The following is a 21,269-nucleotide window of genomic DNA, read 5'->3' on the forward strand; positions in this document are numbered from 1 at the left end:
GTTTTGACACAATGTCAATAGTTTTTTGTATATATAAAATATCAAAAAGCCCAATTTGTATTGTCAATAAGACATCAATATTTTGTGTTTATTTAGATATTGATTCTCGTTGTGCTTAGTTATCTATATATACAAGCCCTATTTGATAGGTGAAAGCTTAAGCTAACCTCGACCAAATGAGGCAAACTCTTAAATTTAACAAATGATTTAGGACTGCTAGATCAATCCCGATTTAGCAACGACTCGATTATTAACAATGTAAGCAAGAGTAACAGGAAAAATATGAATATCATTGTTCGTTCATTTGGAGCGATCGTTCTCCAAATATCTGCATTGGTTGCGATGTCTAGCATGGCAATGTCTGATGACAAGCCTCTACGTGTCTATACCCAGGAGACTCCTGCTGTTTCTCAACGTAAAACAATGCAGAGGATTTGCTCTTTAGATCCCATTGAGGATTTATTACCTCCACCACAGGTAAAGACAAGTAATTCTTTGCTTTCTTACCTTGCTGAACAGGGTTTTACACAGAATAAAGAGGGTTCTTGGGTCTGTTATGCAAACGATCCTAAAAAAGAAGGGCGTTACTTTACTTTGTTTAAGGTTAAACAAGTTGATGGCAGGCTCATAGCAAGTTCTTTCCTAGATAACGGCAGTCTGATTCAGGGACAGGAAAATCGTAGCTTGGACTTCTTTATGATGCTAGTTGAACGTCATATGAGTACTAGTCCACAGAACCGTCAAGGTATACGTAGGTATTTAGAAGCCTTTGTTTCCTTAGTAAAGCAAGGGAAGATCAAACCCACGCGTCGCGGGTTTCTTTTTGACCAGCCAAACCGGGCATTGGTCTTATATCACACACTCTCATCAGGAAATCTCAAAGGTACCGGAATCACAATCAATATTTATTTATCTAAGGGGGGATGAGGGAGCAGGAGGGAAGGCGCAGTAAGCCTTTCCCGTCTGTTCCAATGCTCAATTTCATTGCTGTTGTCTAGTGGAGGTGCATCTTGCTTAAATCAATTGTTCAAAAAATTACGATGCCGAAAGCGGCTCGCTTCGCGACCATCGCATTCTCATCTGTTGCAGTAGTACTCACTACGTGTCAGTCTGCTTTTGCACAGCTTAATATTGGACGCTATGGTATCCAACAAGGACTGGAGTATGAGTATCTCCAATATCAAATCAATAACCAGAATCTGAGCCAGATGCGAGTCATTCCTGGATGTGATGTCGGATTTGGTCTAACCTGCAATAAAACTGGATCGGTAATCCAGCGATTACTGGATTTAAATGAGGGGACTAGCTATCAAAACCTCTTGATACGAGCAGCCGGTGGGGAGAAAAACTTCCAGAATTTCGCTAGCTTTTACGGTAACAATCCCAATCTTTCTGAGGTACCTTACGCCTCATTTTGGAGAAACGAATCCCCCGGAATCATGGATGGATCTCAATACCTTCTTGGGCAACCTATTAGTCGCAGTCCAGTAGAAGGACTCGGACTCGTAACCAAGCAGTTCTACTGGTCACCATACTCAGGAGACAATAACTCGGTCAGTCTCCGTAATGGATTACTAGACTTGAAGTTGTCATACGGACGACTGCTGTTTGAAGAGGCCTCAAAAATTCCTAACATCAGGGAGCAGATTCAGTCTCTAGGTCTGTCGCCAGAGATGACGAATTTTTATGTAGATAAAATCTCAACAGGCTTGAATGCGTTGGATTCTGGAGATCGGAACCAACTCCAACAGAGGATTTTTGAAGTGCTATCCTTTCCATACTCCGAAGATGGTGGGGAACTCGGACGCCCCAATAATGCGATTCCACAGGGATTGAATCAGCTCTTGGGAGAAGATTTCGCAGGAGATATTTTGCTGAGTGACAATCCAATAGCGTTGGAGGGAGAAACTATGGGACTCGATAGTTTCCCTGGCTCTATGGGAGATGTTTTGGTACAAGACAATCCTGATTCCTTTCCACTCTGGCCAATCATCGGAGTTGGAGGTCTTGGTTTACTTCTGCTTTTACTACTGGGTGGGGATAGTTCTTCAGCTCAAGCATCTGTTTCTTCAGGTAATACACTTGCACCTTTAGTAGATACACCCACACCTTCAGGAAATACTCCTACACCTCCAGGAGATACACCCACGCCTTTAGGAAATACTCTTACACCTTTAGGAAATACTCCTACACCTCCAGGAAATACTCCTACACCTTTAGGAAATACTCCTACACCTCCAGGAAATACTCCTACACCTTTGTCTCTCACCAGCAAAGGCGAATGCGATCTGACTCCCCGTGGTAATGGTTCTAATCACACACAAATCATTGAGGTTCCATGTAATGTTATTCCTAAAACCCCTACGGAAGTGAAGAAGGTAGTAGAGCCATCAACGATCAAAGCGCTTGTATTACTAATTGTTTTACTATCCATAGTCCGTTACAAACACCGAACTTTAAAAATCCGTAATTCGTAATTATGTTACATAGGGGTATTTAACACAAAGTCAGAGCGCCGATTTCCGGCGCTCTGACTTTTTTATATGAGCGGTTTGACTGATAGTATTGCTACCGAGGCTGTTGTGATGAAAGTTGCGATCGCCTATTAATCTGAGGCCAATTCACCACATTTCACCAATTAGCCAAATATTCAGGACGACGGTTGCGATATTTCAGGTAATAAGCATGTTCCCATAGATCGTTACCCACGATTCGGATATGAACCTTCCGTAATCGGGTTATACTGATTTGCTGCGATCGCAATCTGGAGTTGATTTTGAGGATTGCGTACTAGCCAAACCCAACCACTACCGAAGCGAGTGGTACCTGCTGCGTTAAACTGTTTTTTAAAGGTATTAAAACTGCCAAAAGTTTGATTAATTTTTTGAGCGATCGCTCTCGATGGTTGTCCACCACCTTCAGGACTCATAAGTTGCCAAAAAATCGTATGGTTGAGGTGTCAACCACCATTATTACGTACCTTTGTCCTAATATCTACAGGTACGCTGTTCAGATCCACTAGTAAAGCTTCAACACTTCTTTTTTACTAATCTGGATACTGCTTCAATGCATCATTTAAGTTCTTGACGTAGATAGCATGGTGTGCATCGCGATGCAATTTCTATCGTTTCGGCGTCAATTGTAGCCTCAAAATCAATATTATTTGGCTTGTAATCCGAGCATGTACTGTTATTTTGCAGTCCAATCAAGCTAATAAGTATCTATTTTATCTTATTTGTCAAGTAATTCGAGCTAAAATACTCAAAATAATATAATTAATCTCTGCTAATGCATGGGGCCGCTTAACGGATTTTAAAATCCCCATTACAGTGAAAACTCTCTACTAGAGAAGCTGCCAATTCAAGAATAATTGCATTCAAAAGTTTTGTAAAAAAATAACTTCAAAGTGACATAGATTTAATGCCTAGAAACTTTTAAGAATATCTTGCTGCATATTTTAACATAAAAGTATCTACTTATAAGCCGATTATCTAATTTATTCCCTTGGGTATATAACTTAAAATTACAAGCAAAACCCTTGACAGATATAGCAAAAGCTTTATTTTGCTAAACCTATAATTAAACCCTTGTAAACATTAAAACTTGAGTTGCTGGCGACTGTGCGGTTATTTTTATTTTATTAAGATATAGAGAAATAAACCTAATTCATAATTACCCTTATTCTATCCGATGCTGTAATATCTATATCTCTAATATGGGCAATTTATAAGTTTGCTATGATTAACGGAAAATCAAGTCTTATTTCTAAATAATTGCTGAGTTTTTTCAAAATTGTCTATGTATTCCAAATCAAACAGAATTATCAACGTAATCTGATGAAACAGGAATACGTCGGAACTTTTTCCAAATGAATAGTTAGTTAAGCGACTAGCAAAAATCAAGATAATAAAGACATATAAATAGTAAAAGGTAAATAATATGTATCACGATCAAAACTTGCAAAAATCTGTAGCAGCCAATAATAATTTACATCAAGTAATCCTGAGCGAAGTAAAAAAAGAGCAGGTAAAAACGCATGAATCAACTATTCCTGATATAGCGATATATTTATCTCCTATTGGCTTTATAAGTGGTTGGTTAATTTTTTTAGTGATTTTGCGGAAAGTCAGGGCATATTTAGATGAAAAGATGGTTTTTCCCAGTAAAAGCTTACATAAACTTCCCTGCAAAAACTGTCAATTTTATTCCAATAATAATTATTTAAAATGTGCTGTTAACCCTTCTATTGTTCTCACTGAAGAAGCAATGAATTGCTCTGAATATTCATCCAACAATAAAAAACTCCCCTCCAAGAATCCTTTAGACTAGCTTATTTTTTTAGTTTTAATCTGTCTGTAGATAACTGCAATATTGCGGGCATCATCAATGCCACGATGGTGTGTGCCTTTTAATTCTATTCCCAACTCATTGAGAGCCTGTGCCATACCGAATTTTTTAGACACGCCAAGATATTCTGAAAATTCCTCTTTGATATTTATGTGTTCGGAACTAAAAGGATAAGGGAAATTATGAAACGCGCAATCTTGAATAAATTGCTTTTTGTCGTAATTGCCCCAAGAACAAAAAATATGATTGGGAAATGAATAAATCCATTCTTTAAAGCGAGAAATTGCCTCTATAAATTTTGGCGCTTCGTCAACATCTTGCTGCCGAATACTAGTCAATTCGGTGCAAAAACCTGTCAGTTGCGGATGTCTCACAGGTTGAATGAATTGCTGAAACTCAGAATCAATTTCCCATGTTGCTCGATTGAGCATCACCCCACCAATTTCGATGATTTCCATTTCGTGACGAGGAATAGTCTTACTGTCACAGCACGTAGCCTCCAAATCGACTATCAGATAATAGTGGGATCTTTTAATTTTCATATTAGGTAATAGAGATTTGCAATTAGTATTAGTAATTATTTATACGTATTTTTACACTTATTCAATTAAACTTGTAATAATATTGTAACATTTACACTACATAAGCGCAATACTTACAGCCTTTTTCATCTATTTGAACCACAACCCTCTATAAAAGCGCACAAATGTGCGTCCCTACTATGCTGAAAAGACAAATTTTATAGTCATTTTCTCCACTTCACTAAACAAGAATTTAGGGAAAGGGAATTTAGATTGATGAAAAAGGTTTAACCCAACGGAGTTGAATCGCGATATTAAGAGCGATCGCAGCCAACGCAAACCACAATACACTTTCAAAAGCCAACACAAAAAAAGGCCAGATTGTGCTGTGAGAATTCCAGCCAATTTCTATCTGAGTTAATCCCCGCACCAAGCCAAAGGCGAGCACACCACCGGCTTTGAGCTGGGGATTTTGATCTGAGCGGATGATATAGCGGTAGGTGACACCAAATAGGAAACCAGTAAAACTAGCAACTGCACCACTCACCCACAAGTGCCAATTAACATCATTTTGCAGACATGCGAGTGTCTGAACATACTTTGCCAGTACTAAAGTATTTAAAAGATTAGCGATCGCAAAAGCAAAACACACAGATAATCCCCCAATTATTCCAGCTTTGAGGGATTCTATGCGTTCTGCCATTAATTGAGGATCTAAAGTTTCATTCACTCTATATAAAAATTAGGGATTAGGTATTGGGAAAATCTTTCTCCTGTCTTTAGTATGATAAATGCTAGAGCGGTTTTGTAATTAATTAAATGCTGCTTTCATGGGGAATTTTGATTATAAACTCGGTTCCTGCACCTGGTTGAGAATTTACATCTAATACACCTTCATGTTTCTCTACAACTATTTCATAGGCGATCGACAAGCCAAGCCCAGTGCCTTTACCAACGTTTTTTGTGGTAAACAACGGCTCAAACAAGCGTTTTTTGAGCCGTTCCGGAACACCAATCCCATTGTCCGCAATCCGAATTACAACCATTTGTTTAGAATCTATTTCTGTTGCAATTTGAATCTGAGGAATTAGATTGCTCATTTTGCCTAGCATCATAGCTTCATCAAGGGCATCAACTGCATTTGCTAGAATATTCATAAATACTTGATTCATCTGCCCTAGATAGCAGTTTACCTGTGGTAATACTCCGTAGTTTTTAATAACTTCAATGCGGGGACGATCGCTATTAGCATTGAGGCGGTGTTGCAAAATCATTAGTGTACTATCTAGCCCTTGGTGCAAATCAGCAAATATTTTGGCATCGCTATCCGAGCGGCAGAAGCTACGGAGTGAATTAGAAAGGTTCCGAATTCGTTCGCTTCCTAGCTGGAGTGAGTTCAAGATTTTTGCCATATCTTCGAGAACGAAGTTTAGATCCAATTCCTCAATAGCAGTGGTAATTTTGGCTGTTGGGTTTGGATACTCTTGTTCATACAGTAGGAGCAACTTGGTTACTCCTGCAATGTATTCTTGCAAGGGTGGAATATTGCTGGAAATAAAGTTGATGGGGTTGTTGATTTCATGGCCAATACCAGCGATTAGCTCTCCGAGTGTTGATAATTTCTCTTGCTGTACCAGTTTGACTTGGGCTTGTTGCAAAGCCCTGGTGCGATCGCTAACTTGTTGTTCCAAAGATTCAGTCAATTGTTTGAGTTGTAAATGCACGCGCACTCTAGCAATGACTTCCTCTTGTGCAAACGGTTTAGGAATATAGTCTACTGCACCAAGGGAAAATCCCTTCGTTTTGCTTTCCGTATCTGCTAAGGCAGTCGTGAAAATAATCGGAATGTTTTGGGTAACAGGATTGGCTTTGAGGCGACGACAAGTTTCAAATCCGTCAATACCAGGCATTTGTACATCCAGCAAAATCAACTCTGGTTGATTGCGTTCGGCTTGAGCGATCGCACTTTCTCCATCGACTGCAACACGAAAACGAAAACCCTCACTATTGAGTGCTTCACACAGGACAGATAAATTTGTCGGATTATCATCTACAATCAAAATAAATCCGTTATTTTGAGTTTTGCTCATGATGAATTTTAAATTATAATTTAACTCAAATTAATTGATGTATTGTTGAATAAAAGTTTCCAAACGTTTGAGTTGGAAATTACTAGCAAGCTGAACGATTTGCAGGGTAAAAATGCTTAAGCGTTCGTCAGATGCAGGAAGTTTCTGAGCCAGTTCTAAAATTTTTTGAATATCGCCGTCTTGTGTCAGTTCTAGTAACTGTTGTAAAACCTCTTTCGTAGGAGGAATCATTTCATTTGGTTGTTCCAAACCACCTGTATAGGTTTTTTTATTTGCCTCTACCTTAATGTCAAATATCCATTCCAGTTTCAAAAATTGTCGTAGCATTTCTAGCAGTGTTTCAGCTTCTATAGGCTTTGGTAGAAATGCATCTGCACCTATATCAATACTCTTGTGCTGGTCGATTGCAAACACGCTGGCAGAGGAAGCAATGACAGCAATCTCTTTAAATGGCCCAGACTGACGCAAACGTTCGATCAACTCAAATCCATTCAATATAGGCATCACTAGGTCAGTGATAATCATATCTGGTTTGTAGATTAGAGCCTGTTCCCATGCTTCTTGACCGTTATTAGCTTCTACAACAGTAAACCCAACAGGCTCTAGTAAATTTACAATTACCGATCGGTTTTCCCATTTGTCATCCGCAATCAAAATGGTACACCTTTGTCCTTGATAACCAATAATGGTTCCCTGCTCAACCACTCTAGAAACCTTTGCCCAGTCTTTAGATTCTGGCAATTTTGCCTCAAACCAGAAAGTGCTACCTTTAGATAAGCTACTTTCCACCTGAATTTGACCACCCATCAACAAAACAATTTTTTGGCTGATTGCTAATCCCAAGCCTGTACCTTCAGTTTGTCGTTTCTGACTTCCCACTTGCTCAAAGGGCTGAAAGATTTTGTCGGCTTGTTCGGGGCTTATACCCGTGCCAGTATCTATTACCTGAAAGCGGATTTTATAGCTAGTTTGTCCATTGGCGTTTAATTCTTGACCAATGACCTGAACTTTGAAGGTAACACTGCCTTGGTTAGTAAATTTAATCGCATTACTAAGCAAGTTAATCAGTACTTGTCGCAAGCGTTTTTCATCAGCATGAATGCCCGTTGGCAAATCAGGATCGAGTTCTACGTGAAATCCGATGACCTTTTGTTCTGCCCGGATGCGGCAAATTTCAGTCACGCTATCTATAAAGGCAGGTAGGTAGAAATCAACAGGATACAATTCCAACTTCCGGGCTTCTATTTTGGAGAGATCCAGGACATCATTAATTAGGGTTAAAAGGTGGGAACCACATTGATAAATGATGCCGACTCCTTTGCGGCCTTTTTCAGTCAAAGATTCTGTGCGTTGCAGGATTTGTGTATAGCCCAGGATGCCGTTGAGAGGTGTGCGTAGTTCATGACTCATATTGGCGAGAAATTCACTCTTGGCTTGGCTGGAGTTTTGAGCGACTTCTTCTGCAAAGCGTAGTTCTTTCTCGATGCGCTTGCGCTCTACAATTTCAGTTGAAAGCACTCGATTGATAACTTCTAACTGGGCAGGGCTAGGTAGTGTTAGAGCTTGAGGCATGAGATAAAATAACGCAAATGCCGTATATATCGAAATAATGGCAGTTACAGCTTTTAAAGCACCTGCAACCCAATAGTCTGGATGCCAAAGCGTCCAAATATCCATCAAATGTCCAGTACCGCAGGCAATGATAAAAGCACCAAATAACAAAAAGACTCCATTGAAAGGAACGTCTCTGCGCTTAGAAATGAAGTAAATCAGTAAGAAGGGAATAGAATAATAGGCAAGAGCGATCGTGGCATCAGAAATAATGTGCAGCCAAACTAATCCAGTTTGCCAAAGATAACAATGTCCGTGGGGAATAAAACCGTTGGACTGGAAAGGATAGTTGAAAAATGTCGGCATAATACTAGCGGTTGCTGGATTGGAAATATATACGCATAACCCTAGTATTCCCAAAGCATTAAGTAGGAAAGCGCGATCGCAAATTTTTTATATTAGTTTTCATTATTGCTTCAAGTACTAGCGTACCAATAAAATATAGTGTTTCCTTTGCGTAGGCGTAGCCCGTCGTAGACATCGCACCAGGGCTATTTCATTCTCATCTAGCCCGCCTCAGAATTTATTCTGAGGCTAATAGCACTCATTCGTCTAAAGACGACTAGAAAGGCTTTTAGTCCACGCTTAGTGGACTTGGGCTATGAGCCGCGGAACTTTAGTTCTGGGCGGTTTATGTCTAGAACGAAATAGCCCTGGACATCGCACGCAAAACTTACAATGTCATTTCTAAAAAAAATCTGAGCCTCCCCAATCCTTGTATGATAAATATTAGAAACCATTTGTAATTATTTGAAAAGTGGGACTATGGAGATTTTGACACTAGGTTGGGTATCATTGTTAGTTGTGTTCACTTGGTCAATTGCAATGGTAGTGTGGGGACGTAACGGACTGTAGAGGCATCGTGGAAAGTCCATTTTTGAGTATTTTAACAATAGTAGCCGTGGTGCTACTCGTAGTAGTCACTGGTGGTATTGGTTATTTAACGCTGGCAGACTGGCGCGATCGCCGTCGCCGAGATGAAGAAAAGCGCACCACCCGCAGCGCCACTCCCAAGCGGCGATAATTCTATCGTGGTTGAAAAATGTTTTAGTAGGGACATGATAATATCGTGTCCCTACACTATTTTATTGGCATTCCCAGCAAAGAGCTGTTAACTTTGCGATCGCTAGGGGAATCATAAGATAGAAGACTTTCAATATTTAAAGTCCCATTGGGAATGGAAAACTCCTCTACTACTCAACCCATACAACCAAATTCAGAACAGCAAGAATCTCATTCAGATGTGACATTCTCTCTGGGTCAGAACGATCGACAAAAAACCTTGTCTGGAGTTATTGCCCGCATTCGCGAGTCTCTAGACACAGACGCCATCTTCAAAATTACAGTCACTGAAGTACGTCAGCTTCTGAAAACCGATCGGGTTAGTGTGTTTCGTTTTTATCCCCAATTGGGATGGGAAGGGGAATTTATCTATGAAGATGTGGCAGCAGAATGGGGTTCGGCATTAGCAGCCAAACTGCACGATCGCTGCTTTGCTGCGGAGTTTGCAGGATTGTATCAGCAAGGTCGGATTAAAGCAATGTCCGATATATATCAAGCTGGTGTCAGTGATTGCCACGTCCAAATGCTAGAAAGATTCCAAGTCCGTGCCAACATAACTGCCCCTTTAATAAAGGGTAAAGATTTATGGGGATTGCTGTGTATTCATCAGTGTAGTAATCCTCGGCAATGGGAAGCATCAGAAATTGAGTTTGTGCAATTAATCGCCGAACATCTAGCAGTTGCTTTACAGCAAGCAGATTACCTGGAACAAGTAAAACTCCAATCGGCAGAACTAGCACAAGCAAAAGCCAGAGAAAAAGCAGCCCAATGGCAAAGAACTATAGCCATAACCATTGAGAAAATTCGTCAATTTCTAGACCTGGAAAGCATTTTCCGCACAACCACCGCAGAACTTAGGCAGCTGCTAAATGCCGATCGCGTGGCTATTTATCGCTTCAATCACGATTGGAGTGGTGAATTCGTGTTTGAATCAGTGGCAGAAGGTTGGACTTCTCTCATCCACGAACAGTCGCAGCGGCCGGAATTGAGTGAAAACGTCAGTGAATGTAGCGCCAAAGATTTAGCTACACCTCCAGTCGCTGATACCTACTTACAAGATACAGAGGGTGGTAGCTTCAGTCGGTGTGAAGTCTATCGGGTTTGTAATGATATTTACAATTCCGGCTTTAGCGACTGCTACATTAAAATCTTAGAGATTTATCAGGCAAGAGCCTATGCGATTATTGCCATTTACCACGGTCAGAAGCTCTGGGGCTTGCTAGCAGTGTACCAGAACGCCAGAACCCGTGATTGGCAAAAAGATGAGGTTTACTTGCTTACTCAAGTGGGCACCCAATTAGGTGTAGCTTTGCAGCAAGCCGAATTTATCCAACAAATGCAAATCCAAGCAGCAGAGATCGGCAAAGCTGCTGAAAGGCAAAGGGCGTTGGCGAACACCGTAGAAAAAATTCGTCAGTCACTGGAAATTGAAGCCATCTTTAAAACCACAACTCAAGAAGTTCGTCGGCTATTAGAAGTAGAACGAGTCGCAATTTACCGCTTCTATCCTGACTGGAGTGGCGAATTTGTGGCTGACTCCATTGTTGATGGCTGGACACCAATGGTTAAGCCGCAGCCTGTGACGGAACGCCTGCTTGTACAAGAAAAGCAAGCGGGTAAGTATGCACGTAATGAAGTTTTTGTACCAATTTCTCAAGGCGAGAAGCTGTGGGGATTGCTAGTAGCTTATCAAAACTCCCAGCCCCGTTATTGGCAAGATGAGGAAATCAATTTGCTAGCACAAGTTGGCGTCCAATTGGGGGTAGCATTACAGCAAGCTGAGTCATTGAAACAGATGCAGGTGCAAGCCCAGAAACTAGCTCAAGCCGCCGAACGAGAACGGAAAGCAGCCGAAAGAGAGAAGGCCCTAGCCGCAACGGTGGAGAAAATTCGCCAGTCTCTTGATATTGACACCATCTTTGCCACCAGTACAGAAGAAGTCCGGCGGCTATTGGAAGTTGAAAGAGTGACAATCTATCGATTTCGGACTGATTGGAGTGGCGAATTTGTTGCTGAGTCGTTAGCCCAAGGTTGGAAACCAATAAGGGAAATTGTACCTGCGATGTCTACGACGGGCTACGCCTACGCAGATGATTACTTGCAAAAAACCCAAAGCAGAAACTTTGCTAATGGTAAAAGTATTGTCATTAAAGATATTTACAGCGCCAATTATTCTATCTCTCATATTGCCCTGCTTGAGCTAATGGAGGCTAGAGCATATATAATTGTGCCAATTTTTCAAGGTAAGAAACTCTGGGGATTACTAGCAGCTTATCAAAATATCAAACCCCGTGATTGGCAAGAAGATGAGGTAGATTTGCTGATGCAGATTGGTACTCAGTTAGGAGTAGGGCTTCAGCAAGCAGAATTACTCGAACAAACTCAACGTCAAAAACAAGAGATTGCCCAGACTCTTAAAGAATTACAGCACACTCAGAGCCAGTTGATTCAAAGTGAGAAAATGGCAGGCTTAGGGCAGTTAGTTGCTGGTGTAGCACATGAAATTAACAACCCGATTAGTTTCATTTATGGCAACATCACTTATGTTACGGAACATACCGAAAATTTATTTAAATTACTGCGCGTTTATCAGAAACAGTATCCTAAGGCAACAGGGGAAATTCAAAAGCAAGCATCAGGAGTGGATATAGATTTCATTAGTGACGACTTGCCCAAAATTCTTATTTCAATGAAGATGGGGGCAGAGCGGATCTCTCAATTAGTTTTGTCGTTACGAATTTTTTCTCGACTTGACCAAGCAGGAATGAAGCCCATTGACCTTCATGAAGGTATCGACAGTACTTTGCTAATTTTACAACATCGACTGCAACCAGAGACTAATTCTTTTGCTATTGAGGTAGTTAAGCAATATGGTGAATTGCCCCTAGTAGTATGCTATGCAGCGCAGATGAATCAGGTATTTATGAATATTCTCAACAATGCGATCGATGCACTGGAACACTCAGCAACTAGTGGAAAAATCATTGACAATCCTAAAATTTGGATTCGTACAGAAGTCATCGAAGGGAATACTATTCTGATTTGCATTGCCGATAATGGTTGTGGAATTCCAGAGATGATGCGATCGCGCATTTTTGAACCTTTCTTTACCACCAAACAACCAGGCCAAGGTACTGGCTTAGGATTATCTATTAGCTACCAAATTATTGTGGAAAAACACGGCGGTAATATCAAGTGTGTTTCTGAACCTGGTAAAGGCTGTGAGTTATGGATAGAAATCCCGCTAAAACGGACAGTTAGTTAATAAAAAATGGGCGGTGCTTTCTCTACGAGACGCTACGCGAACGATGGGCAACTCTTGGAGAGGCTACGCCATCTGTCTACGCTTTTTTCAACAAACCACAGAGGCGCAGAGGACACAGAGCAAAAAGAGAGCGATCGCTTTTTTATGTCACGCAATAGGCACACTCGATTTTAGTTGCTATTTATGGGCATGAGGTTATTATTGCCACAAGCAATAAAAAACATCTATCTATTTTTATTGATGCTAGAGAATGGCAAGAAATTTAGAAAATAAACCGAGCGATCGCACGCTGAAGGTTTTGCAGGTGAGCGCTCTTTTTAACAAACCACAGAGGCGCAGAGAACACAGAGGAAAAAGAGAGCGATGCCTTAGGTGGGCTTTGCCTACGCACTGTGGAGATATTTAGGCGATCGCTTATTATAATTTCACTAGCATTAGTAATATAAGTTGCTATATGAATTAATATGGAAACTAAAGAAATTCTTCAAGCACTCCCAAACCTGAGCATAAGCGATCGCCTGAAAATAGCTGAATCAGCTCTGCAATTGGTTCTTCAAGAAAAAAAACTCACTTACAAAAGATGAGCAAAAACGTCAATTAGCACTAGCTGCAATCACTGCTATTACAGATTATGCACCTGGTAGTGAATTAGATATATTTTTTGACTTAGAGGGAGAAGGCTTTTGCGGCTATCCAAGCTTATAAAGCCAGGTTAGCCTATACAGAAGAAGCGAGTCACTTTGTCAACGCGCTACCCATTTAAGCTATCTTACAAACGGTCGGTTTTGGAAGTGCTTCTCCGGTGGCTTCATAAGCCATTATCAGTGACTCCAACGCTTCAGCACCATTTGCAACAGCTTCCTCATAAGTGTCGCCATGCGTCCGAAAAGGCTGTCCAGGGAAATCGGGAAATCCGACTAAAAAGCAGTTGTCTTCATCAGACCATTGAATTAGCATTTGATATTTAAATTTGCTCATCTTCTTGATTCTCTTGCTGTTTTTTTTCTACTTCTTGAATTGCTTGTTGAACATCTTTCTCTTGATAGCGTTTTGCGTCTGAACTGTCTTTACCAGAAACCGTGAGTTTTCCTGCATAAAATGGATGTATCCAGTTTGTATGACTTCCTTTACCTGGGATTTCTGTAAAATTCGCTCTTAGCAACATTTGTTTGAGTTCCCTGATTTTCTTGGGCATTGTCAGGTCTAAACGCTTAATTAATCCCAAAATATCGCACTTACAGCAAATTGGAGAATGCAATACTCCAAGATGAGTCCAGGGCGATCGCATTTCCAATGAAGACGGTGAAGATTTTGCAGGCGATCGCTCTTTTTTAATGAACCACATAGGCGCAGAGAAAAGAAAGGGCGATCGCTCACATTGTGGAATACATATCTTATTACTGCTGTTGCAATCAAACCACTAAATCAGCTTCACTGGAAAAATCTAGAACGCCTATGCACGCTGGAGATTTTGCTAGGCGATCGCTCTTTTTAAAGAACCACAGAGGCGCAGAGAACACAGAGGAAGAAGAGGCGATCGCACAATAGAGATTTTACAGGCGATCGCTTTTGGAAGGTGCAATTAGGCGATTGCATTTTGCAACCTACTTATAAGTAATAAGCTCGACTATTTCTGTCAAATTCTTCTCAATCGCAATATCAAGTGGTGTTTTCCCTTCGCTGTCGGGAATATTGACATTTGCACCAGCTTCCAACAACATTTTGATTGCTTGAATATTTTCCGCTTCCACTGCTAAATGTAAAGCTGTTTTACAAACAATATTTCTTCCTCGAACAAAGATACTTTGCTCGTCAGGTTGCATTAATGCATTAATATTTGCTCCTCCGACAATCAGCATTTTGACAATATCGAAATAACTCTGTTCACCAGCGAGCATAAGTGCTGTTTTGCCGTTAACTTCATAAACGTTTAAATCTGCACCTGCCTCGGTTAATGCTTGAACAATTTGTGTAATTTTAGAAACGATATTATTTTCTTTTTCTGCAAGTCCATGTTCCGCTAAAGCTGTATTCATTCGTGATGAAAGGAAAACGGTAACAAGTGGAGCCATGTCATGCCTTCCAACTTTGTTAACATTAGCACCTGCGCTAATTAATGCTTGGACATTTTTAACATGGGCAATTCGACATGCTGCTGTTAAAGGTGTGTCTTGACCAAGTTTTCTTGTGTTAACGTTGCATCCTGCATCAACTAACAATTGAATAATTTAGTTCTCTAGAGGGTTTAACAAACTTCAGCAAAATATTTTTCTCCCATTGCATCTGGCGATTTTTGACGCGATATTCTTTGTATTTCATTGTCTGATAATCGCGTCTATCACGCTTGGATAAACCTTGGCGTAATTCCATCCACGCTTGCACAACTTCATCAATTGGTGCTTTTACAGCAAACAGCGAATATTCGGGGTGTCCATTATAAATCATACTCAGAAAATCAATAACCCCTTGTTTCTGCACCTGTGTTGTTCCGCTCATAATTACTGCAAATCTTGGATTACAAAACTTTTTAAGACAAATTCACTCGTTACCTATGGCACGAGCAAACATCTAAATCAAAACCTATTTTTTCTATTATTCCCAAATTAAAAAACCAGCTAACACTGTGTATTAACTGGATTCAAAGCGCAATATTGAAATTAATTAAATAATACTATTCCCTAATATGAGAATCCCGACTTATTGAAGAAGTCGGGATTCTCCAATCTTTTACAGTTGCTTCACTTCCGAAACCAACTTCGCCACCATATCCTTCGCGCTACCAAAAAGCATCGTAGTTTTATCCTTGTAGAACAACTCATTATCTACACCGGCAAAACCCGTACTCATCCCGCGCTTAATTACAATCGTCTGCTTCGCCCGATCTACTTCCAAAATCGGCATACCATAAATCGGGCTATTTGTATCACTCCGCGCCGCCGGATTTACCACATCATTTGCCCCAATTACTAAAGCCACATCCGCTTGATCGAACTGGGGATTAATATCATCCATGTCATACAACTGGGTATAAGGCACATTTGCCTCTGCAAGTAACACATTCATGTGTCCCGGCATTCTACCAGCAACAGGGTGAATGGCATACTTGACATCAACGCCCATTTTTTCTAACTGATCCGACAATTCCCGAACGCTATGTTGCGCTTGGGCAACTGCCATACCATAACCAGGTACGATTACCACAGAACGGGCATAACCCAACATCATCGCCCCTTCTTCAGGATCGATACTGCGGACGGTTTGATCGATCGCACCACCACTAGCAGCAGCACCACCAGAACTAGATCCTGTACCAAAAGCGCTGAACAGCACACTAAATAAGGAGCGGTTCATCGCCTTACACATAATTTCGGTAAGGATTAAGCCAGATGCTCCTACCAAAGCACCAGCGATGATTAACATATTGTTCATCACCACGAACCCAGCCGCCGCCGCCGCCACACCTGACAACGAGTTCAACAGCGAGATTACCACTGGCATATCGCCGCCACCAATGGGGAGGACGAACATCACGCCCAGCAGCAATGAAACGCCAACCACTCCCAAGAATATGGGTAAGCTATCTGGTGTGATGATTAAATAGGCACTACCTACTATATAAGCACCCAGAAGCAAAAGGTTAAATGGTTGCTGGAAAGGAAATGTAATCGGGGAACCGCTGATTAAACCTTGCAATTTGGCAAAGGCTAAAAAACTACCCGTGAAGGTAATACCACCGATTAACACGTCCAATAAGATGGAAATGTTGACATCTAGGGGTATCGGCTGAGAACTATCTAATAACCGCCAGAATTCGGCAACAGCTACTAATGCCGAAGCTGCACCGCCCAAACCGTTGAGTAAACCCACCATTTGGGGCATTTCGGTCATTTGGACTTTGTAGGCAACGATCGCACCAATTCCCGATCCAATCGCCAAGCCCAACAATATCATCTCGTAGTTCAACACATGTTGATCGAGCATTGTTGCCACAATTGCCAGTAGCATCCCCACAGCCGCTACGATATTACCGTTTCTCGCAGTAGCAGGCGATCCCAGCTTTTTCAAGCCCAAGATAAATAACGATGCAGCGACTAAGTACGTCAGCTGAATGCCAGTTGGTAAAAAGTCGCTCACGCCTTAATCTCCTTCTTCTTGAACATTTGCAACATTCTGTCTGTGACTAAAAAACCACCCACAACGTTAATTGTTGCTAATACTACAGCAATCAAACCGAGAATTACTGACACACTCGTATCTCTCGCACCAGCAGCAACTATTGCTCCAAGTACTGCAATTCCAGAAATCGCGTTTGAGCCTGACATTAAGGGCGTGTGTAAAGTCGGTGGGATTTTGTTGATGACTTCAAAGCCGATAAAAGATGCCAAAACGAATACAAACAAAGCAGCAAGTAATGCCTCTGTCATGCTTGAAAAACTCCTAGTTAAAAGGGCGGTTAGAAACCGCGTCTACACAGGCAAAACCTACCTCCGTAGGTTTCAAACTTTTGATTTTTCATTAGCCCACGGAGGTGGGCTTGGTTTGTGTAGCCGCGAATTCCATTCGCCCTGGCTCTAAGTTGACACTTATGAACATGTTTGTTATGCCCCTACTAACCTGCTCCAACGCCGCTCAAAGCTTGTAGCGCATCTCGCACTCGTTGATTGCGAATTTCACCAGCGTGGGTAACACAAGCTGCATCAACGATGTCGTCGCTAAAGTCCACCTGCAAAGCTTTGTCTTTAATTAGCAATTGCATCAACGATGTGACGTTCTTGGCATACAATTGGCTGGCGTGAATTGGCATCGATGATGGGAGATTGATGGGGCCGATAATTGTCACGCCGTTCCAGACAATATCTTTACCGGGTTCGGTGCAGGCGCAGTTACCACCCTGATCGGCAGCCAAATCTACAATTACTGAACCGGGTTTCATTTGTGCCACCATTTCTTCTGTAACCAGCCGTGGTGCTTGTCTCCCAGGAACTTGGGCGGTGGTAATTACCACATCAGAATTCTTGACGTGTTCGGCGACAACTTCTTGGGTACGTTGTTTGCTAGCCTCAGAAATTTCCTTGGCGTAACCGCCAGCAGCAACGGTTTCTTCGTCTAATTTGACTTCAACGAATTTTGCCCCTAAGCTTTGCACTTCTTCTTTGACGGCGGGACGGATATCAAAGGCTTCTACCACTGCGCCCAAACGTCTCGCGGTAGCGATCGCTTGCAATCCGGCTACACCAGCGCCCATAATAAATACTTTCGCTGGAGCGATCGTACCTGCGGCTGTGGTTAACATCGGGAAATATTTCGGTAATGCAGCTGCCGCAATTAATACTGCTTTGTAACCTGCTAATGAAGCTTGCGAGGACAAAGCATCCATACTTTGCGCCCTGGTAGTACGGGGAATCATTTCCATACTCAAGGCTGTGACTTTCCGATTTGCTAGTTGCTGTGCTACAACAGGATTTCCCAAAGGATTGAGAAAACTGAGTAAAACAGCCCCTTCCTTTAACAAATCAATTTCTGAGCGTCCATCTTCTCGTTCTTGCGGTGGGCTAACTTTTAGCAGAATATCTGTTTCGCCCCATAATTTGGCAGTATCGCTGATTATTGTAGCTCCTGCGGCTTCATAGTCAGAATCGCCAAAAAAGGCTCGCTCTCCCGCACCCGTTTCTACCCACACTTCCAAACCTTGTTTTACCAATCGGGCAACGATGTCAGGAATTAATGCCACACGACGTTCACAAACTTCAATTTCTTTAGCAACTGCTATTCTCATGAAATCTCCTGAAGATAAATACCTAATCTCTGCTAAGTAAGCAATTGTCCAGATGAGGCGTGTTCCGCACTCATAGTACTTAGACAGGAACATCAGCCATCAATTTTACTTGTAGATTGAACCTTGAATCTTTCCTCTCCCACTCTTAGCTCTCCAGGCAAAGCCTCACTTTGCCGCTCGCAGATGTCATATTTTCAGATAGTTGCAAACAGGGTTACGTATTGCACATCCTAAATTGATTCCCAAATTTTGCATCTTTATCTTCAGCTTATTTTCGGGATTGAGAAATTTTGGTATTCCTTTCTTATAGAGTAATATTGACCAAATTTTGAAAGCTTTATAATTTCCCAATCAAATTTTAATGATTACGACTTTAGATTCCAACTTATTTTAATCAATTTAGCCCAAATTAACTGGCGATCGCTGATGGCACGGCTCAATTTTTATAACAAAATTCTCAAATTTAGATACACTTATACATATTTAGAAACACAATCTAATCCCAACTGTGTTTCTATTTAGTTCAAAATTTGACCAGCTAGTCATCAAATCAGCACTCTGTAAGGCTAATGAACTAAATCGCGTATATGGTAAATTAATAACTAAGTAATTTTGCTGTCGCCCAAAACTCAGGGAAGATGGCACCTTTTGTTGTTATTGAACGTCAATTGTCAAGAAGTCGGTAGTAAAGTTTAGTAACGAATACTAACACACAGTTTTTTAGATAACTGATTTATATTTTGGTAGAGGAGGCTCAATTATGCGACGTTTACTTTCTGCTTTAGCTGTGACTAGCTGCTTGCTGACTGGATTTCCAGCTATGACGTGGGCAGATAGCCTACCAGGATTTACCCTGTTTAGTGGTGTTAAATCCGAAAATCAACTGCCCTTCCGATTAGATTTTGGTGGACAAGCTAATGGTTGGGATCGATACATATTGAGGATTCCAGCCAAAAGAATGAAATTGGCAGTTGGTCAATTTGCCATTAACTACCCTGATTACTACAAAGGAACTTTTGACCAGAAAAAAATTGAAGTCCGAGTCAAAGGCAAAGCAGTTCCGCTTTCTGAGGTGAAGTGGGACAAAGAAGGTAAGCTGATTAATATTTTTCCTCAAGAACCAGTGCCAGCAGGTAGCGCAGTCGAGGTGGTGTTATCTAACGTGAAAAACCCAGCCTTCGGCGGAGTTTACTATTTTAACTGTCAAGTGCTTTCCCCTGGTGATGTGCCATTATTGCGCTACATGGGAACATGGATTTTGAGCATCAATTAAGAGTGGGGGAGATGAGGGAGCAGGGGAGGCAGGGGGAGAAGAATAATAACCAATTCCCAATTCACTAGTAAAGTGATACAATTAGAGATTGTGAGTTTTTATAAAAATCACCTAAGAGGAGAACAGTATGAAAAGAACACTGGGCGGTACTAGCCGTAAGAGAAAAAGAACCTCTGGTTTTCGCGCCAGGATGCGGACACCAGACGGCAGAAACGTAATTAGCGCTAGGAGAAAAAAGGGACGTCACCGTCTGAGCGTTTAGGGCATATTTAAGCTAAAAGAGCATCTGTGGCTTTGCCTAAAGCAAATCGGCTAAAATCCCGCAAGGATTTTCAGGCAGTTTTCCGGGAAGGAATTCGGCGTCATGGCTCTTATTTAACATTGAGAGCCTTAAAGCCGTTGTGTTCAACAAAACCTTCTTTGGACGCTGCCGCTCAGAATATACAAGCAACTAACTCAGTACATCTTGCCAGCACGCGAATTGGCATTTCCATTAGCACAAAAGTTAGCAAAAGGGCAGTGGTTCGTAACCGAATCAAACGGCAAATTACTGCTGCTTTGCACAGCTTGCTGCCAAAATTATCACCAGGATGGCGGCTAGTATTTATTGTCAAACCCACAGCAGCAGAATCTAAGTGCGTAAGCCCACAATTTCTGCAAGAATTAGAGCAGTTGTTGGCACAAACTGAGGTGTTCGATGGGAATTCGTGAAGACGTATATTATGAAGGTGGCCCCCATATTGGGGATTTAATTATCAACCTGCTGATTGGGCTAACCATTGTCGGGATACCATTAACAGTCGGGGCAATTGTCAGGGCATTGTGGCTGCGTTTCCGCATCACCGATCGCCGAATTACCGTGACAGGAGGTTGGCAGGGGCGCGATCGCACCGACGTAATTTACTCAGAAATTGTCAAAATCGTCAAAGTCCCCCGTGGCATTGGTTTGTGGGGAGATATGGCGATAACCCTAAAAAACGGCAGTCGTCTCGAATTGCGGGCAATTCCCAAATTTCGGGAAGTCTATGACTACATCAATGAAAAAATTGCTGCGAAAAATCCCGAATTTAGCAGCGCTGCCAACAAGTGATGGGAGTAAGAAGTAGGGAGTAGGGAATAGTGAATGCAAAATTTGCTCAAATAAAATACAAAATTCAGAACTTCCCACTTACCAAAATTACATACCACTCCCCAGTACAGACGCGATTAATCGCGTCTCTCTACTCCCTTTTTTTGAGATGTGCGGCTATCCGTAGCGAAGGATAGTCGCAGATAATTGATGATTTGGATAAATTAGATTCAGTCAGTTTACAGTACCTCAGGT

The 21,269-nt window shown here is 41.5% G+C and carries 21 protein-coding genes and 1 pseudogene; 10 read left to right on the forward strand and 12 right to left on the reverse strand.

The features are described from left to right. Positions 1–282: 282 nt before the first annotated feature. A complete protein-coding gene (locus tag V7L01_RS33705; protein ID WP_335042657.1) occupies positions 283–927 on the forward strand; it encodes a hypothetical protein in 645 nt (214 codons plus the stop codon). 113 nt (positions 928–1,040) lie between these two features. Further along, positions 1,041–2,477 carry a hypothetical protein gene (locus V7L01_RS33710; protein ID WP_335042658.1) on the forward strand — a complete coding sequence of 479 codons (1,437 nt, stop codon included), beginning with the start codon at positions 1,041–1,043 and terminating at the stop codon, positions 2,475–2,477. A 154-nt stretch (positions 2,478–2,631) separates the two neighbouring features. On the opposite strand, the pseudogene V7L01_RS33715 reads toward V7L01_RS33710, so the two are convergent. Next, positions 2,632–3,149: pseudogene (locus V7L01_RS33715) on the reverse strand (superoxide dismutase); the annotation flags it as partial. 790 nt (positions 3,150–3,939) lie between these two features. On the opposite strand from V7L01_RS33715, the gene V7L01_RS33720 reads away from it, so the two are divergent. Further along, a complete protein-coding gene (locus V7L01_RS33720; protein WP_335042659.1) occupies positions 3,940–4,329 on the forward strand; it encodes a hypothetical protein in 390 nt (129 codons plus the stop codon). On the opposite strand, the gene V7L01_RS33725 is transcribed toward V7L01_RS33720, so the two are convergent. The 4 genes from V7L01_RS33725 to V7L01_RS33740 all read right to left on the reverse strand — a co-directional run bounded on the left by V7L01_RS33725 (position 4,326) and on the right by V7L01_RS33740 (position 8,875). After that, positions 4,326–4,889 (reverse strand): 3'-5' exonuclease, encoded by a 564-nt coding sequence (locus tag V7L01_RS33725; protein WP_335042660.1) that lies wholly within the window; start codon positions 4,887–4,889, stop codon positions 4,326–4,328. The genes V7L01_RS33720 and V7L01_RS33725 overlap by 4 nt on opposite strands. Before the next feature lie 247 nt (positions 4,890–5,136). After that, positions 5,137–5,571, reverse strand: a complete 435-nt coding sequence (locus V7L01_RS33730; protein WP_335042725.1) for a hypothetical protein — start codon at positions 5,569–5,571, stop codon at positions 5,137–5,139. A gap of 112 nt (positions 5,572–5,683) precedes the next feature. Next, positions 5,684–6,958, reverse strand: a complete 1,275-nt coding sequence (locus tag V7L01_RS33735) for a sensor histidine kinase (RefSeq protein ID WP_335042661.1) — start codon at positions 6,956–6,958, stop codon at positions 5,684–5,686. 30 nt (positions 6,959–6,988) lie between these two features. Next, positions 6,989–8,875 carry an ATP-binding protein gene (locus tag V7L01_RS33740; protein ID WP_335042662.1) on the reverse strand — a complete coding sequence of 629 codons (1,887 nt, stop codon included), beginning with the start codon at positions 8,873–8,875 and terminating at the stop codon, positions 6,989–6,991. Positions 8,876–9,334: 459 nt separating this feature from the next. Here V7L01_RS33740 and petN point away from each other — a divergent pair, with 459 nt between their 5' ends. The 3 genes from petN to V7L01_RS33755 all read left to right on the forward strand — a co-directional run bounded on the left by petN (position 9,335) and on the right by V7L01_RS33755 (position 12,896). Further along, positions 9,335–9,424: a cytochrome b6-f complex subunit PetN gene (petN, locus tag V7L01_RS33745; RefSeq protein ID WP_012408302.1), complete on the forward strand. Its 90-nt coding sequence runs from the start codon at positions 9,335–9,337 to the stop codon at positions 9,422–9,424. A gap of 7 nt (positions 9,425–9,431) precedes the next feature. Continuing rightward, a complete protein-coding gene (locus V7L01_RS33750) occupies positions 9,432–9,593 on the forward strand; it encodes a hypothetical protein (RefSeq protein ID WP_335042664.1) in 162 nt (53 codons plus the stop codon). Positions 9,594–9,746: 153 nt separating this feature from the next. Further along, complete coding sequence (locus V7L01_RS33755; RefSeq protein WP_335042665.1) at positions 9,747–12,896, forward strand: GAF domain-containing protein; 3,150 nt, start codon at positions 9,747–9,749, stop codon at positions 12,894–12,896. Positions 12,897–13,655: 759 nt separating this feature from the next. Here the strand turns inward: V7L01_RS33755 and V7L01_RS33760 are convergent. From V7L01_RS33760 to V7L01_RS33790, 7 genes are all read right to left on the reverse strand, one after another. Beyond that, positions 13,656–13,874, reverse strand: a complete 219-nt coding sequence (locus V7L01_RS33760; protein WP_335042667.1) for a type II toxin-antitoxin system HicB family antitoxin — start codon at positions 13,872–13,874, stop codon at positions 13,656–13,658. After that, positions 13,861–14,091: a type II toxin-antitoxin system HicA family toxin gene (locus V7L01_RS33765; RefSeq protein ID WP_335042726.1), complete on the reverse strand. Its 231-nt coding sequence runs from the start codon at positions 14,089–14,091 to the stop codon at positions 13,861–13,863. Before V7L01_RS33765 ends, V7L01_RS33760 begins: the two co-directional genes overlap by 14 nt. Positions 14,092–14,500: 409 nt before the next feature. Then, positions 14,501–15,115 carry an ankyrin repeat domain-containing protein gene (locus V7L01_RS33770; RefSeq protein WP_335042668.1) on the reverse strand — a complete coding sequence of 205 codons (615 nt, stop codon included), beginning with the start codon at positions 15,113–15,115 and terminating at the stop codon, positions 14,501–14,503. After that, positions 15,105–15,392 carry a hypothetical protein gene (locus tag V7L01_RS33775; RefSeq protein ID WP_335042669.1) on the reverse strand — a complete coding sequence of 96 codons (288 nt, stop codon included), beginning with the start codon at positions 15,390–15,392 and terminating at the stop codon, positions 15,105–15,107. The genes V7L01_RS33770 and V7L01_RS33775 overlap by 11 nt, the downstream gene beginning before the upstream one ends. Positions 15,393–15,623: 231 nt before the next feature. Next, positions 15,624–17,030, reverse strand: coding sequence for an NAD(P)(+) transhydrogenase (Re/Si-specific) subunit beta (locus V7L01_RS33780; protein WP_335042671.1), 1,407 nt, complete (start codon positions 17,028–17,030; stop codon positions 15,624–15,626). After that, entirely contained in the window at positions 17,027–17,320 is a 294-nt protein-coding gene (locus V7L01_RS33785; RefSeq protein WP_012408294.1) for an NAD(P) transhydrogenase subunit alpha, read from the reverse strand. The genes V7L01_RS33780 and V7L01_RS33785 overlap by 4 nt, the downstream gene beginning before the upstream one ends. 185 nt (positions 17,321–17,505) lie before the next feature. Next, positions 17,506–18,672, reverse strand: a complete 1,167-nt coding sequence (locus tag V7L01_RS33790) for a Re/Si-specific NAD(P)(+) transhydrogenase subunit alpha (protein ID WP_335042672.1) — start codon at positions 18,670–18,672, stop codon at positions 17,506–17,508. A 760-nt stretch (positions 18,673–19,432) separates the two neighbouring features. Between V7L01_RS33790 and V7L01_RS33795 the strand changes: the two genes are divergently transcribed. The 4 genes from V7L01_RS33795 to V7L01_RS33810 all read left to right on the forward strand — a co-directional run bounded on the left by V7L01_RS33795 (position 19,433) and on the right by V7L01_RS33810 (position 21,035). Beyond that, positions 19,433–19,945, forward strand: coding sequence for a DUF2808 domain-containing protein (locus V7L01_RS33795; protein WP_335042673.1), 513 nt, complete (start codon positions 19,433–19,435; stop codon positions 19,943–19,945). A 127-nt stretch (positions 19,946–20,072) separates the two neighbouring features. Continuing rightward, entirely contained in the window at positions 20,073–20,207 is a 135-nt protein-coding gene (rpmH, locus tag V7L01_RS33800; RefSeq protein WP_099102484.1) for a 50S ribosomal protein L34, read from the forward strand. Positions 20,208–20,233: 26 nt separating this feature from the next. Continuing rightward, positions 20,234–20,656 (forward strand): ribonuclease P protein component, encoded by a 423-nt coding sequence (gene rnpA / locus V7L01_RS33805; RefSeq protein ID WP_335042674.1) that lies wholly within the window; start codon positions 20,234–20,236, stop codon positions 20,654–20,656. Then, positions 20,643–21,035 carry a PH domain-containing protein gene (locus V7L01_RS33810; RefSeq protein ID WP_335042676.1) on the forward strand — a complete coding sequence of 131 codons (393 nt, stop codon included), beginning with the start codon at positions 20,643–20,645 and terminating at the stop codon, positions 21,033–21,035. Before rnpA ends, V7L01_RS33810 begins: the two co-directional genes overlap by 14 nt. Positions 21,036–21,269: the final 234 nt, after the last annotated feature.

It is taken from the genome of Nostoc sp., from assembly GCF_036917095.1.
In the GTDB taxonomy this organism is placed as follows: Bacteria; Cyanobacteriota; Cyanobacteriia; order Cyanobacteriales; family Nostocaceae; genus Nostoc.

What these genes read in the sequence shown, in the direction of transcription:
- V7L01_RS33730 (WP_335042725.1), bottom strand. Translation starts at nt 5,571, where the DNA reads ATGGCAGAACGCATAGAATCCCTCAAAGCTGGAATAATTGGGGGATTA.
- rpmH (WP_099102484.1), top strand. Translation starts at nt 20,073, where the DNA reads ATGAAAAGAACACTGGGCGGTACTAGCCGTAAGAGAAAAAGAACCTCT.
- V7L01_RS33755 (WP_335042665.1), top strand. Translation starts at nt 9,747, where the DNA reads ATGGAAAACTCCTCTACTACTCAACCCATACAACCAAATTCAGAACAG.
- V7L01_RS33775 (WP_335042669.1), bottom strand. Translation starts at nt 15,392, where the DNA reads ATGAGCGGAACAACACAGGTGCAGAAACAAGGGGTTATTGATTTTCTG.
- V7L01_RS33720 (WP_335042659.1), top strand. Translation starts at nt 3,940, where the DNA reads ATGTATCACGATCAAAACTTGCAAAAATCTGTAGCAGCCAATAATAAT.
- V7L01_RS33760 (WP_335042667.1), bottom strand. Translation starts at nt 13,874, where the DNA reads ATGAGCAAATTTAAATATCAAATGCTAATTCAATGGTCTGATGAAGAC.
- V7L01_RS33705 (WP_335042657.1), top strand. Translation starts at nt 283, where the DNA reads ATGAATATCATTGTTCGTTCATTTGGAGCGATCGTTCTCCAAATATCT.
- V7L01_RS33785 (WP_012408294.1), bottom strand. Translation starts at nt 17,320, where the DNA reads ATGACAGAGGCATTACTTGCTGCTTTGTTTGTATTCGTTTTGGCATCT.
- V7L01_RS33810 (WP_335042676.1), top strand. Translation starts at nt 20,643, where the DNA reads ATGGGAATTCGTGAAGACGTATATTATGAAGGTGGCCCCCATATTGGG.
- V7L01_RS33735 (WP_335042661.1), bottom strand. Translation starts at nt 6,958, where the DNA reads ATGAGCAAAACTCAAAATAACGGATTTATTTTGATTGTAGATGATAAT.
- V7L01_RS33795 (WP_335042673.1), top strand. Translation starts at nt 19,433, where the DNA reads ATGCGACGTTTACTTTCTGCTTTAGCTGTGACTAGCTGCTTGCTGACT.
- V7L01_RS33765 (WP_335042726.1), bottom strand. Translation starts at nt 14,091, where the DNA reads ATGCCCAAGAAAATCAGGGAACTCAAACAAATGTTGCTAAGAGCGAAT.
- petN (WP_012408302.1), top strand. Translation starts at nt 9,335, where the DNA reads ATGGAGATTTTGACACTAGGTTGGGTATCATTGTTAGTTGTGTTCACT.
- V7L01_RS33790 (WP_335042672.1), bottom strand. Translation starts at nt 18,672, where the DNA reads ATGAGAATAGCAGTTGCTAAAGAAATTGAAGTTTGTGAACGTCGTGTG.
- V7L01_RS33725 (WP_335042660.1), bottom strand. Translation starts at nt 4,889, where the DNA reads ATGAAAATTAAAAGATCCCACTATTATCTGATAGTCGATTTGGAGGCT.
- V7L01_RS33740 (WP_335042662.1), bottom strand. Translation starts at nt 8,875, where the DNA reads ATGCCGACATTTTTCAACTATCCTTTCCAGTCCAACGGTTTTATTCCC.
- V7L01_RS33710 (WP_335042658.1), top strand. Translation starts at nt 1,041, where the DNA reads ATGCCGAAAGCGGCTCGCTTCGCGACCATCGCATTCTCATCTGTTGCA.